This is a genomic window from Natronococcus occultus SP4 (assembly GCF_000328685.1).
GTDB lineage: Archaea > Halobacteriota > Halobacteria > Halobacteriales > Natrialbaceae > Natronococcus > Natronococcus occultus.
The window spans coordinates 711,646-725,593 of sequence record NC_019974.1; the positions used below are offsets into that span (position 1 = coordinate 711,646).

Here is a 13,948-nt window from a genome sequence, read left to right on the forward strand (position 1 = left end):
CGCTCGACCGTTTCACTCCGACGGCGTTCCGACTCGCACCGACAGCCGAAAACCGATCCGAAGCGGGGGGTTCGTACCATGGTTGAGGCGGTGCTCCGTGCGACGCTTCTCGGACTCCAGCTCGGGATGACGCTGGCCCTGATCGCTGCCGGGCTGACGCTCATCTTCGGGATGCTCGACGTGATCAACTTCGCTCACGGCGCGTTGTACATGCTCGGAGCGTACTTCGGGACGGTGATCGCGGGCCAGTTCGGAAGCTTCTGGCTCGCACTGGTGCTTGCACCCCTGATGGTCGGTCTGGTCGGCGCAGCGATCGAGATCTTCTCGTTGCGTCCGCTGTACGACCGGAATCCGCTGTACCACATCCTGCTCACGTTCGGGATCGCGATCATGATCCAGGGGGCGATCATCCAGATCTGGGGGGCACAGTCGAGACAGATCCCGATCCCCGACCTGCTCTCGGGAACGGTCGCAGTCGGTCCGGTCAACTATCCTGTCTACTGGCTGTTCGTCCTCGCTGTCAGTACGACGTTGATCGGGCTGGTCTGGCTGGCGATCGAGCGAAGCGACCTGGGTATTCTGATGCAGGCGAGCGCTCACGACACCGAGATGGTCAGCGCGCTCGGTATCGACGTCTCGAAGGTGTTTACCGGCGTGTTCGTCTTCGGTGCGATCCTGGCCGGCATCGCGGGCGTGTTGCTCGGCGGCTCACGGTCGGTACATCCCGGGATGGGCTTTGGTATCATCATCGAGGCGTTCATCATCGTCGTCATCGGCGGCCTGGGCAGCTTCCGGGGCGCCGTCTACGCAGCGCTGTTGATCGGTCTCGTCACCGCCTACGGGGCGTTGATCGCGCCGACGCTGACTGAACTGTTCCTGTTCATCATGATGGCAATCGTACTCATGGCAAAGCCGAGCGGACTGTTCGGCACGACGGAGGCAGCATAGATGAAATCCGTAGTCGAGTTCTTCGACCGGAGCCAGGCGTCACCGACCGGAAACGAACTCCTCTCGGGACAGGGACGGCTCGCAGTGGTCCTCGCGATCGTCGTCCTCGCGTTGTTCGCCCCGATCGCGAACGCTTACGAGCCGTTCTGGCTGAACATGCTCGTCCGGATGATGATCTTCGCGCTGCTGGCGTTGAGCCTCGATTTCATCTTCGGCTACGCTGGTTTGCTCTCGTTCGGCCACGCGGCGATGTTCGGCGCGGGCGGCTACGCCGCGGCGATGCTCATCACCGACGTTACCGCGAACGCGTTGATCGTGCTCCCGATCGCGATGGTCGTCGGCGCGGTCGTCGCCGGTATCATCGGCTGGTTCAGCGTTCGGGCTCACGGGATCTACTTCGCGATGCTGACGCTGGCGTTCGCGCAGATGTTCTACGTCATCGCCTTTACCGATCTGCCAGCGACCGTCCTGGGACTGGAGTCGTTCACCGGTGGCGATAACGGCCTGTTCGGGATTCAGCGCTACGAGACGTTCGGGATCGACTTCACGTCGACGCTGCTGTACTTCTATCTGACGCTGGCCACGGTCGCACTCTCGTTCGTGGCCCTGCTCCGGCTCTCGAACTCCCCGTTCGGACGCGTCCTCCAGGGGATCCGCGAGAACGAGGAGCGGATCCAGTTCCTCGGGTACAACGTCCAGCGGTACAAGGTGCTCGGCTTCGCGCTCAGCGGCGCGTTCGCCGGGCTGGCCGGGGGACTGTACGTTCCGTTCCAGAGCGTTTCCCACCCCGGACTGCTTCACTGGATGATCAGCGGCGAACTCGTCGTCATGCTCCTGCTCGGCGGACTCGGGACGCTCTGGGGACCGATGCTGGGCGCTGGCCTCGTCATCTTCCTCGAGGAGCAACTCGCCGGCTTCGCGAGCTGGGAGATCATCCTCGGCGGGATCTTCGTCGTCGTGGTGATCTTCGCACCGCAGGGGCTGGCCGGTGCGATCGTCTCCGTTCGGAACGATCCAAAAAACGTCGTGACGAACGCGAAACGTGCGATCCGCAACTACATCGACAAGGTGAGGAAATAATATGAGCGAAACCGTAACCGCGACTTCGAGCGACGTATCGGAAAACGACGCGATCCTCCGGACCGAGGGCGTCACCAAGAAGTTCGGCACGCTGACCGCGATCGACGACGTCTCGATCGAGATCCCCGCCGACGAGATCACCTCGGTCATCGGGCCGAACGGCGCCGGCAAGACGACGCTGTTCAACCTCCTGACCGGAAAGCACGAGCCGACCGAGGGACGTATCGAGTTCCGGAACGAGTCGATCGGCGGACTCGCCCCACACACGATCGTCGACAGGGGGATCGTCCGCTCGTTCCAGATCACGAACTTCTTTGCCGACCTCAGCGCGCTCGAGAACGTTCGGATCGCCACACAGGCCCACTACACCGGGTTCAGCCCGGGCGATTTCACCAGACACCACGCCTCGCTGGAGGAGCCGATCGAGGACGCCCGGGAGGTCCTCGAACGCGTTCACCTGACCGACGTCGCCCACCGGTCCGCGGCGAACCTCTCGTACGGTCAGCGGCGCCACCTCGAGATCGGAATCGCGCTCGCGGCCGATCCGGAACTGCTGTTGATGGACGAACCGACCGCCGGAATGAGCCCCGAGGAGACCTACGAGGTGGTCGATCTCATCGAGACGATCGCCGAGGACGTCACGCTGGTCCTGATCGAACACGACACCGACATCGTGATGGAGCTCTCGGACCAGATCGCGGTGCTCAACGAGGGCGAGTTGCTCTCGTGGGGCAGCCCGGAGGAGATCAAGGCCGACGAGCGCGTCCAGAAGGCGTACCTCGGAGGTGGTGGCCGTGAGTGAGACGCCGGCCACCGGCCAGCAGGCGGCCGCCGAGGAGCTGATCGCGGTCGACTCGATAAACACCTACTACGGACAGAGCCACATCCTGTTCGACCTCTCGCTGTCGATCGATCGCGGCGAGATCGTCGCGCTTGTCGGCCGAAACGGGGCAGGGAAGACCACGACGCTACGGAGCATCATGGGACTTACCGCTCCGGCCGACGGCACGATCACGAAAAGCGGTGATCCGATCCAGGGGCTCGAACCGTACGAGATCCGCAAGCGCGGAATCTCGTGGGTGCCCGAGGAGCGCCGCGTGTTCGGTGGTCTCACCGTCGAGGAGAACCTCCGGCTGGCGGCCAACACCGGCGATCGAGACCAGTCCGACGAGTTCGGAGAGATCTACGACCGGTTCCCCCGCCTCGACGAGCGACGCGACCAGAAGTCGGGGACGATGAGCGGCGGTGAACAACAGATGCTGGCGATCGCTCGCGCTCTGCTCGGGCCGGAGACCGATATCCTCCTGCTCGACGAACCCAGCGAGGGGCTCGCGCCACAGATCGTCGACGACGTTGCCGAGATCATCCGAGAGCTCAACGAGGAATCGGACGTGACGATCCTCCTCGTCGAACAGAACGCCGAGATGGCCCTCGAACTCGCCGACCACGCCTACGTCCTCGAGAACGGACGGATCGTTCACGACTCGCCAGCGACGGAGCTACTCGAGGATCGCGAGGCGATGGAAAGTTACCTGGGGGTCAAATAATAACTTGTCGGCGCACACAGCGGGAGTATGCAACGCGCATTCGAAGGCACGACGCCGTCGATCGCCGACTCGGCGTTCGTCTCGGAGATGGCCTACCTGATCGGGGACGTCACCCTGGAGGAGAACGCAAGCGTCTGGCCGTTTACCTGCTTGCGAGGGGATTACGGTCCGATCTCGGTCGGGGAGGGTTCGAACGTGCAAGATTTCACGATGCTTCACGAGGCGACGGTCGGCTCCGGCGTCACGATCGGTCACAACGTCGTCATCGACCGGGCGACCGTCGGCGACGACGTCCTCGTGGGGATCTCGAGTACGATCCTGCCCGGCGCGACGGTCGGAGACGACTGTATCGTCGCCGCCGGTACGTTGCTTCGCGAGGAACAGGAGGTGCCAAGCGGCCACATGGCCTACGGCGCTCCGGCGGAGGTCCGTCCGCTCTCCGAGAAGCACCGCGAACAGATCCGGTGGTACTGCGAGGAGTACCTCGCCCTCAGCGAGCGATACCGTAATGACGGTTCGATCCGTGGCGACGGGTACGAGGACGATACCCAATGATAGCAGACACCGAACGCGTACACGAGGAGGTTCGAATCGAACACCTCGAGGAGTCAGGAATCGCCCGTCTCGTCATGGAGGAGGGAGACTCGTCGCTGAACACGTTTCGTCCGTCGAAGGTCGAAGCGATGGCGACGGCGGTCGAAGCGCTCGCCGGCGAGGTCGACTGTTTGATCGTCTACGGCGAGCCGGTGTTTTCCGCCGGGGCGGATCTGCGCGCGATCGAACAGCGACCCCAGGAGATGCGCTCGGCGAAGATCGACGCCATCGCGGCAGCGTCGAACCGGTTCATCCGGACCGTTCGGACGTTTCCGGCGCCGGTGATCGCGGCGGTAACCGAGGTCGCCGCCGGCGGCGGACTCGGGTTCGCGCTGGCGTCCGACCTGATCTACATGCACGAGGACGCCGTCTTCGACACCGCCTACGCGCGGATCGGGCTGACGCCGGACAACGCGACGCCGTTTTTCCTCGTGAAGACGATCGGGCCGTACAAGGCCCGCGAGCTGCTGTTCGACCCGCAGCCGATCACCGCGGCCGAGGCGGTCGAACTCGGCCTCGCCAACGGCTGCTACGAGACGCCGAGCGCGGAGTTCGTCGACGAAGTGACGAGGGATGCGACGAAGTACGCCGAGGGGCCGACCGAAACCCACGCCCGAACTAAGGAGCTCGTCGACACGGTGTTTGCGGGGCGGCTCGACGAACACCTCGAGCACGAGCGAACCGCGATTAAACAGATGAGCGACTCGAACCTCTTCGACGAGGGGTTGGCGGCGTTTTTCGCCGATCGCGAACCCGAGTGGGCGAGTCAGTAGAATCAAGACGGTTCCACTCGTCTACCGACGCATGACGTTCGACACGCTCGATGTTACCGTCGACGACGGCATCGCGACCGTCAGAATCGACAACGATCCCGTCAACGCGATCGACCAGGAGATGCGCCACGAACTCGCCGAAGCCGTCGACGTGCTCCGGGAGGATCGGGTTCGGGTCGGCGTGTTCGCCGGGAACGCCGACGTCTTCTCGGTCGGCGCCGACGTCGGTCTCTTCGAGACGGCACAGGACTGGACGACCGCCGAGTTCCGCTCGAACTCGCGAGTCCTCGGGCGGGCGTTCGACGGGATCGAGACGATGGAGAAACCGGTTCTGGCGGCGATCGAGGGGACCTGTGTCGGCGGCGGCCTCGAACTCGCGCTCGCCTGTGACGTCCGTATCGCCAGCCCCGACGCGACGCTTGGCTTTCCGGAGCACAACATCGGCCTCATCCCCGGACTCGGCGGCTGTTCGCGCTTCGTCCAGCTCGTCGGCCCGGGGACCGCCAAGGACCTGATCTTCAGCGGCGAGCTGATCGACGGCGAGCGCGCCCGCGAGATCGGGCTCGTCGAACGCGTCACGGACGATCCCGACGCCGCGGCACAGTCTTACGCGGAGTCGCTGCTCGAACAACCCCCACAGGCGCTTGGCCTGGCCAAGCGGGTTGTCAACGCCGCCCGCGACACCGACACCCAGACCGCGGGCGTCCTCGAGTCGCTCGCACAGAGTACGCTCATCGAAACTGCGGACCACCGCGAGGGACTCGACGCGTTCCGCGAGAACCGCGACCCCGAGTTCACCGGCGAGTAACCGAGCCGGCCACCCAACCACAGCTGCGTGCGCTCGGCGCGGAAAACAACACTTACACCGAACGACTCGAGATACGTAATCGATGGAGCGAAAGAGCGCGTTCGACGCCCGGGCGGTCCTTCGCATACCCGCGGGTTCGCGATCGATCGAGACGGACGCCGTACGTGTGAACGCGAGCGAGAACCGAACCCAATCGCCGTCGATCGTCGCTGTGGGTCCGACCGGGCTTGCAGCGCTTGATCCCTGCCTCACGGCGACACTCGGCGATCGAACAGCGTTTTTCGCCGATCCCGACCAGGCGTGCGCCGAGGACGTCGCCGAGTCGCTGGCACGGAACGAACTCCCGACGGCCGACGCGACGGCCGTCGTCGAACACGATCCCGGAGCGACGACGCTTCCGGGAGGCGAGGACGCCCCGTTCGCCGTCGGTCGGGAGCGGGTGGTAGGCGCCTGCGGATGGACTCGTCCGACCGCGATCGCCGACTACGCCGCCAGGGGGCCCGTCCTCGCCGACGGAGCCGGCGAGGCGCTCGAGCGAGCCGTCGCGAGCGGTCTCCGGGGGCGCGGCCGAGGTGACATCGCGTCGGACGACCCGGTCGGCGAGTACTGGGAAACGGCGGCGAGCGCCGACGGCGAGCCCGTCGTCGTCGTCCACGCCAACGAGGCCGATCCGCGCGTGAACGTCGATTCGCTGTTGCTCGCCGCGGATCCGCTGGCCGTCCTCGATCCCGCGGTCGCGGTCGCCGACCGCGTCGGCGCCTCGGAGCTGGTCGTCTACTGTAACGAGGACGCCGAGCGCGTCCACCGAACCGCGGCCGACGCCGCCGCGCGCCTCGAGGGAGTCGTCGACGGCGACGTCTCGATCGACGTCGTCGCCGGTCCCGACGAGTACGCGGCCGGCGAGCCGACGATGGCCCTCGAGGCCCTCGAGGGTGCGGAGCGGCTCGAGGCGCGACGCCGTCCGCCCGGTCCGGCCGAGTACGGACTGCACGGGCGTCCGACCGTGATCCACACGCCGCGAACGCTCGCGCAGCTGCGAGCGATCGCACTCGAGGACGCACCCGTCGGTGCCGACGACGACCCCGGAACGCGGCTGTTCGAGGTCGGCGGCGACCTCGCCGACTCGACCGTCCTCGAGGTGCCGACCGACGAGTCCCTCGCGACGGCGATCGAGCCGCTCGTGGTCGACGACCCCGTGCTGGCGTGTGTCGGCGGCGTCTTCGGCGGGCTAACCGAGACGCTCGACGTCTCCGCGAACGCGACCGACCTCGCGGCCGCGGGACTCGGCACGAACGGCGCGATCGAGCTGTTCGGCGAGGATCGCTGCCCCGTCGCGCTCGCGGGACGGCGCGCGGCGTTCGCCCGAGAGACGAACTGCGGCCGCTGCGTTCCCTGCCGCGAGGGAGCGACGCAGCTGACCGAGCTACTCCGGTCGACCTACGAGCGCGAGGACGCGATCGACGAGGCTCGAGAGCTGGCCCGCGTGATGGAGCGCTCGAGCCTCTGTGGATTCGGCCGGGACGCCGCCCGCCCGACGACGACGGCGCTCGAGGCGTTCGAGCCCGAGTTCGTCGCCCACGCGAACGGCCGCTGTCCCGCCGGGGAGTGCAACGGAGAGAACGCATGAGTTTACAGGATCACCGCCAGAGCCACCGCGACCGAGCCGAGGTATCGGACGAGCAACCGCTGCCGAGCGTGCCGGACGTCGACGATCCGCAGCCGGACACCCCGCTGACCGAGGAGTTCACGACGGGGACGGCGAACGATCCCGACCCCGCGGGCGCCGACGGCCGAACCACGGTCACCGTCGACGGACGAGCGGTCACCGTCGACGACGGCGCGACGATCCTCGAGGCCGTCGAGGCCGCCGGGGCCGACGACGACGTGCCCGCGCTGTGTCACTACGAGGGGAGCGAGGAGATCGGGCCCCGGAGCACCTGCCGGACCTGCGTCGTCGACACCGACGAACACGGGATCGTCCCCGCGTGTAGCCACCCCGCCGAGGAGGGGCTCGAGGTCCGAACCGACGAGGAGGAAGCCGCGGAGGCCCGGGATGTCAATCTCGATCTGGTGCTCTCGAATCACAACCTCCGGTGTACGACCTGCGGCCAGAACGGGCGCTGTGAGCTCCAAGACACCGCGATCGAGAACGAAGTCGAGGAGCCGCGCTACGGCGTCTTCGACGACCGCGAGGAGTACGAACCGCTCGACGACACCTCGCCGTTCATCCAGATCGATCGGAACAAGTGCATCCTCTGTAATCGCTGCGTCGAGGCCTGCAACGACGTCCAGGTCGAAGGCGTGCTCCGGATCGAGGGGACCGGCGAGGACACCCGCATCGCCTTCCAGAACGACGCCGAGGCGATGGTCGACTCGGCCTGTGTCTCCTGTGGCCACTGCGCGACGGTCTGTCCGACGGGGTCGATCACGGAGAAGGGACTCGCCGACAGCGCGACGCTGCCGGTTCCCGGCTTCACCCAGAAGAACTCCATCGGAAAGACCGTCGACCCCGAGGACGCGGGCGATCCCGTTGAGCCCGACGACAGCGAACTGTCGGGCGTCGCCGGCGTCATGGAGCGGGCGAAGCGACAAGCGACGGAGACGGTTCGGAACGCCGGCGAGCGCGCGCTCCTCGAGGCCGAACACGCCGGCGAGAGCGTCGCTGCGAGTATCCTCTCGGAGGGACAGATGTTCGACATCGCCGAGTTCGTCGCCGACCGTCGGCTCGACGATCTCGACGTTACCGAGACGACCTGTGGCTACTGCAGCGTCGGCTGCCGGTTCGACGTCTACACCGACGACGAGGAGGTGCTGGGAGTCCGACCGACCGACGCCGACCACGCCCCCGCCAACGACGGGTTCTCGACCTGCGTGAAGGGGAAGTTCGGCTACGACTTCGTCGACAGCGAGGACCGCCTCGAGCAACCGCTGGTGCGAGACCGTGAGAGCGGCGAGCTCCGCGAGGCCGGCTGGGAGGAGGCCCTCGAGCGCCTCGTCGACGGACTGACCGGAATCCGCGAGGAGCACGGCGCCGACGCGCTGGCCTGCTTTGCCTCCTCGAAGTGTACCAACGAGGAGAACTACCTGCTACAGAAGTTCGCCCGCCAGGTCCTGGGGACGAAAAACGTCGACAACTGCGCGCGGCTCTGTCACTCCTCGACGGTCGCGGCGCTGAAACAGACGGTGGGCTACGGCGCGATGACGAACCGCATCGAGGACGTCGCCAACGCCGACTGCTACCTGATCACCGGTTCGAACACGACCGAGAGCCACCCCGTGCTCGCCACCCGCATCAAGCAAAACGTCCGCGACGGCGCGGATCTGTTCGTCTTCGATCCGCGACGGGTCGGCATCGCCGAACACGCCGACCAGTACACCCGGGTCGAGCCCGGCTACGACGTCGCCTGGATCAACGGGTTGACTCGGTACGTCCTCGAGCACGACCTCCACGACGAGGCGTTCGTCGCCGAACGAACGAAGAACCTCGAGGAACTCCGGGAGAAGGTCGAGCCGTTCACACCCGCGGAGGTCGAGCGCCTCTGTGGCGTCGCGCCGGACGAACTCGCGAACGCGGCCGAGACGATCGCGACCGCCGACAGCTGCGTGTTCGGCTGGGCGATGGGGATGACCCAACACTCCCACGGCACCCAGAACGTGCTGGCGCTGGCGAACCTCGCGCTCGTCACGGGCCATATCGGCAAACCGAACTCGGGGCTCTCGCCGTTCCGCGGCCACAACAACGTCCAGGGCGGGGGCGGCGACATGGGCACGCTGCCAAACAGCCTGCCGGGCTACCAGCCCGTCGACGACCCCGACGTCCTCGAGGTCTTCGAGGAGGCCTGGGGCGACCGACCGCCGAGCGAGCCCGGGCTAACCGTTCCCGAGGTCTTCGATGAAGCCCACGAGGGCGCCGTCCGCGGGATGTACGTGATGGGCGAGAACCCCGCGCTCTCCGAACCCGACATCGATCACGCCGAGGCGGCGCTCGAGGAGCTTGACTTCCTCGTCGTCCAGGATATCTTCCCGACCGAGACCGCCGAACACGCCGACGTTGTCCTGCCGGCTGCAAGCTTCGCCGAAAAGGACGGTACGTTCACCAACACCGAGCGTCGGGTCCAGCTGGTCCGCCAGGCGCTGTCCCCGCCCGGGGAGGCCCGCCAGGACTGGCAGATCCTCCAGACGATCGCGAACCGGCTGGGCTACGACTGGAGCTACGACGCGCCCGCCGAGATCATGGACGAGATCAGCGATCTCGCGCCGATCTACGGCGGGATCAGCCACGAGCGCCTCGAGCGCGAGGGCGGACTGCAGTGGCCCTGTCGGGACGCGGACGATCCCGGAACGCCGTACCTCTACGACGAGGCGTTCAACTTCGACGACGGGAAGGCCCGGTTCGTCCCCGCCGACCTGGGGGAGCCCGGCGAGCTTCCCGACGAGGAGTATCCGCTGACGCTGACGACCGGGCGCGTCCTCTATCATTTCCACACGGGGACGCTCACCCGCCGCGTCGAGGGGATCATGTCCCACGTCGGCGAGAGCTTCGTCGAGGTCCACCCCGAGACGGCCGCCCAGCTCGGCGTCGCCGACGGCGAGGACGTCCGCCTCGAGTCCCGGCGCGGCTCGATCGAGGTGACCGCGCAGGTGACCGACCGTCCCGATCGGGGCGTCGTCTTCATGCCGATGCACTTCGCCGACGGCGCAGTCAACGAACTCACCCAGGAGACGTTCGATCCGATTAGCGGGATTCCGGAGTTCAAGATATCGAGCGTCCGGCTCGAGGCCGCAAGCGGGATGGCGACACCTGCAGACGACTAAGACGGCACCGAGAGCGGGCGGTTCAGTCGGGACGTCGCCGTCGCTTGCGGCTCAGAACGCGAAATCAGAAACGGAGGCGAGGACGTCGCGTCGCGTCGACTATTCGCCGGTGAACTCGGGGTCGCGTCCCTCGAGGAACGCCTCGATTCCCTCGTCTTTGTCCTCGGTGGCAAAGAGCTGGACGAACAGTTCCGCCTCGTAGTCGAGCCCCTCCTCGAGGCCGGTCCGGGAGCTGGCCTTGATCGCCCGCTTGGCGAACTCCAGCGCGATCGGGCTCTTCGCGGCCATCTTCCCGGCGAGTTCGTAGACGCGGTCGTCGAGGGCCTCGGCGTCGTGGACCTCGTCGACCAGGCCGATCTCTTTCGCTTCGGCGGCGTCGATCAGCTCGCCCGAGAGCACGAGCTTCATCGCCTGGCCCTCGCCGACCAGCCGGGTGAGTCGCTGGGTGCCGCCGCCGCCGGGCATGATCCCGAGGTTGATCTCGGGCTGGCCGAGCTTCGCGCCTGCTTGCGCGATCCGGACGTCGCAGGCCTGTGCGAGTTCACAGCCCCCGCCGAGCGCGTGACCGTTGACGCGGGCGATCACGGGGATCGAGGCGTCGTCGACGGTCTCGTACACGCGGGGTCGCTCGCTGGCCTCGCGCTGTTCGACGACGCCGCGGTCGGCGAACTCGGTGACGTCGGCGCCGGCGACGAACGCGCCCGACCCATCGCCCCCGGTGAGCACGAGGACGCGAACCTCGTCGTCGGCGTCGGCCGCGGCGACGGCCGCCTTGAGTTCGGTGCGGACCTGGCCGTTGAGCGCGTTGCGCGCGTCGGGGCGCTCGATCGCGACGGTCGCGACCCGGTCGGCGCGCTCGCCGACCTCGACCGACAGCAGCTCGTACTCGTCTTCGAGCTCACTCATCGTCCTCACCCCAGTCGCCGCTCATGCCGACGCGCTCGCCGTCCTCCCAGACGTAGAACCCCTCGCCGGACTTCTTGCCGAGGTTGCCCGCCCGGACCTTCCGGCGCAGCGTCTGCGGGGGCTTGAACCGCTCGCCGAGTTCCTCGCGGAGGTGCTCGGCGATGTGCAGGCGGACGTCGAGCCCGACGAGGTCGGTCAGCTCGAGGGGCCCCATCGGGTAGCCGTAGCCGACCTTCATCGCCTCGTCGATGTCCGCCGGGCTGGCGACGCCCTCTTCGACCATCCGGATCGCCTCCAGCCCCGTCGCGACGCCGAGTCGCGAGGACGCAAAGCCTGCCGTATCCCGGACCACGACGTCTTCCTTCTCGAGCCCGCGGACGTACTCGATCGCCGCCTCCTCGGTCCGGTCGTCGGTCTGCTCGGCGATCACGATCTCGACCAGGTCCATGATGTGAGGCGGGTTGAAGAAGTGCAGCCCGACGGCGCGCTCGGGACGCTCGAGCGCGCTTGCCATCTCGGTCACCGACAGCGAGGACGTGTTCGAGGCGATGATCGTCTCCTCGTCGGCCGCGTCCTCGACGTCGGTGAAGACGTCTTTCTTCAGCTCCATGTCCTCGGGAACCGCCTCGACCACCAGATCGGCGTCGGCGACGGCGTCCGCGAGGTCGGTCATTCCCTCGATCCGCTCGAGGGCCGCTTCCATCTCCGCCTCGGTGACCTTCTCCCGGTCGACCCCGCCCTGGAGGTTCTCGCGGATCCCCTCGAGGCCGTCCTCGACGAGGTCCGCTTCGATGTCCCGCAGAACGACCTCGTGGCCCGCCATCGCGGACACCTGCGCGATTCCGTGTCCCATGCTTCCGGCTCCGAGTACCGTGACGTGCATACGCGAATCCACTCGCGAGACGATGAAAAGTGTTCCCATCCCACCTCCCGTCCGTTCGGATCGGCGAGGGAGATCAGGCGGTCCAGTCGACGCTTCGCTCGAACGCACGGCCCGCCCGTAGCACGGTCGCGTCCTCGAACGCCTCGCCGACGAGCATCAACCCGACCGGGAGCCCGTCGCTCGAGCCCGCGGGTACCGAGAGCGCGGGATGGCCGGTCGCGTCGAACGGCGCGGTGTTTGCGAGCATGTTCACTGCCCGATCGAGGAGCTGGAGCCGCGAGGGGTTCGCGAGACGTTCGTGGGCCGTCTGGGGCGTCGTCGGCATCGCGAGGACGTCGACGTCGGCGAGGGCCTCGTCGTAGGCGGCCGCGAGGTCCAGCGCGAGGTTCCGGGCTCTGGCGTAGAACCGGCCGTGATACTCCTCGGCGAGGTACTCCCCGAGCGCGACCACGAGCTTGACCGTCGGCGGGAACTCGTCGGCCCGCTCCCGACGCGCCCGGCCGAACGCCGCCATCAGCTCGGCGTCGTAGTAGCCGTTCCCGAAGGAGCCGATCCCCTCGCCCGCGACCGTGGCAGTCGTCTCCTCGATGGCGATCCCGTTCCAGATCGCGAGCCCGTCGCGGTGCATCGGTACCGACACCTCGCGGAGTTCGGCGCCCGCGTCGGCGAACTCGTCGAGCGCGTCGCTGACGGTCTCGTCGACGCCTGCCTCGCTCTCCTCGCGGTCGAACCCCTCCTCGAGGACGCCGATCGTGAGATCGGCGGGGTCGGTTTCGAGGTCCTCGGCGTACGGCTCCGTCGGGACGGCGCCCTGGCGCGGGTCCAACCCGTCCGCACCGGCGATGGCCTCGAGCGTGCGGGCGCAGTCCTCGACCGAGCGCGCGAGGGGGCCGGCGTGGTCGAACGACCGGCCGAGCCCGACGATCCCGGTGTAGGGGACGAGCCCGTAGGTCGGCTTGTGGCCGACACAGCCACACCACGCAGCCGGAATGCGGATCGAGCCGGCCTGGTCGGTACCGATCGCGACGTCGACATCGCCGGTGACGACCGCGGCGCCTGACCCGCTCGAGGAGCCACCGGCGAGGTGGTCGGGGTCCCGCGGGTTCGGGACGGGACCGTAGGCAGACAGCTCGCCGCTGCCCGAGAACGCCATATCCTCCATGTTGAGTTTCCCGGTGATCGTCGCACCCGCCTCGAGCAGCCGCGTCGCGACCGTCGCGTCCGTCGAGGGCACGTACTCCGAGAGCACCGCGGAGCCACAGGTCAGCCCGATCCCGGCGAGGGAAACGCTGTCCTTCAGTCCGACGTCGTACCCCTCGAGGAGGGCGCTGCCGTCCGCGGCGCCGGATATCGAGCAGCGCCTGACGAAGGCGTTGTACGGGTTCTCGTCGTCGTCCGGGACGGTTCCGGACCGATCGGGGTCGGTAGGCGTCGTCGGTTCCGACGGCGAGAGCGCTGCGAGCCGCTCGTAGGCGTCCAGAAGCTGGGCGGCCGCGGCCGCGAGGTCCTCGCGTTCGTCGTCCGAGAGATCGACGTGGTGGACCGCGGCGTACCGCTCCAGTTCGTCCGGGGTCGGCGTTTGAGGGTCGTCCAT

At 67.5% G+C, this 13,948-nt stretch carries 12 protein-coding genes; 9 read left to right on the forward strand and 3 right to left on the reverse strand.

What is annotated here, in order from left to right; translation table 11 throughout:
• Positions 1–78 precede the first annotated feature (78 nt).
• The 9 genes from NATOC_RS03590 (at position 79) to fdhF (ending at position 10,565) form a co-directional block, all read left to right on the forward strand.
• Positions 79–948 (forward strand): branched-chain amino acid ABC transporter permease, encoded by an 870-nt coding sequence (locus NATOC_RS03590; RefSeq protein WP_015320055.1) that lies wholly within the window; start codon positions 79–81, stop codon positions 946–948.
• Complete coding sequence (locus NATOC_RS03595; RefSeq protein ID WP_015320056.1) at positions 949–2,028, forward strand: branched-chain amino acid ABC transporter permease; 1,080 nt, start codon at positions 949–951, stop codon at positions 2,026–2,028.
• 1 nt (position 2,029) lies between these two features.
• Entirely contained in the window at positions 2,030–2,830 is an 801-nt protein-coding gene (locus NATOC_RS03600; RefSeq protein WP_015320057.1) for an ABC transporter ATP-binding protein, read from the forward strand.
• On the forward strand, positions 2,814–3,575 hold the full coding sequence (locus NATOC_RS03605; RefSeq protein ID WP_015320058.1) for an ABC transporter ATP-binding protein: 762 nt from the start codon (positions 2,814–2,816) through the stop codon (positions 3,573–3,575). The genes NATOC_RS03600 and NATOC_RS03605 overlap by 17 nt, the downstream gene beginning before the upstream one ends.
• 27 nt (positions 3,576–3,602) lie before the next feature.
• Positions 3,603–4,130, forward strand: coding sequence for a gamma carbonic anhydrase family protein (locus NATOC_RS03610; protein WP_015320059.1), 528 nt, complete (start codon positions 3,603–3,605; stop codon positions 4,128–4,130).
• On the forward strand, positions 4,127–4,942 hold the full coding sequence (locus tag NATOC_RS03615; protein ID WP_015320060.1) for an enoyl-CoA hydratase/isomerase family protein: 816 nt from the start codon (positions 4,127–4,129) through the stop codon (positions 4,940–4,942). Before NATOC_RS03610 ends, NATOC_RS03615 begins: the two co-directional genes overlap by 4 nt.
• A gap of 31 nt (positions 4,943–4,973) precedes the next feature.
• Complete coding sequence (locus tag NATOC_RS03620; RefSeq protein ID WP_015320061.1) at positions 4,974–5,750, forward strand: enoyl-CoA hydratase/isomerase family protein; 777 nt, start codon at positions 4,974–4,976, stop codon at positions 5,748–5,750.
• An 82-nt stretch (positions 5,751–5,832) separates the two neighbouring features.
• Positions 5,833–7,377, forward strand: a complete 1,545-nt coding sequence (locus NATOC_RS03625) for an NADH-ubiquinone oxidoreductase-F iron-sulfur binding region domain-containing protein (RefSeq protein ID WP_015320062.1) — start codon at positions 5,833–5,835, stop codon at positions 7,375–7,377.
• Positions 7,374–10,565, forward strand: a complete 3,192-nt coding sequence (fdhF, locus tag NATOC_RS03630; RefSeq protein ID WP_015320063.1) for a formate dehydrogenase subunit alpha — start codon at positions 7,374–7,376, stop codon at positions 10,563–10,565. Before NATOC_RS03625 ends, fdhF begins: the two co-directional genes overlap by 4 nt.
• A gap of 99 nt (positions 10,566–10,664) precedes the next feature.
• Here fdhF and NATOC_RS03635 read toward each other — a convergent pair whose 3' ends face one another.
• The 3 genes from NATOC_RS03635 to NATOC_RS03645 form a co-directional block, all read right to left on the reverse strand.
• A complete protein-coding gene (locus NATOC_RS03635) occupies positions 10,665–11,471 on the reverse strand; it encodes an enoyl-CoA hydratase/isomerase family protein (protein WP_015320064.1) in 807 nt (268 codons plus the stop codon).
• On the reverse strand, positions 11,464–12,354 hold the full coding sequence (locus NATOC_RS03640) for a 3-hydroxyacyl-CoA dehydrogenase family protein (RefSeq protein ID WP_015320065.1): 891 nt from the start codon (positions 12,352–12,354) through the stop codon (positions 11,464–11,466). Before NATOC_RS03640 ends, NATOC_RS03635 begins: the two co-directional genes overlap by 8 nt.
• A 73-nt stretch (positions 12,355–12,427) precedes the next feature.
• Entirely contained in the window at positions 12,428–13,948 is a 1,521-nt protein-coding gene (locus tag NATOC_RS03645; protein WP_015320066.1) for an amidase, read from the reverse strand.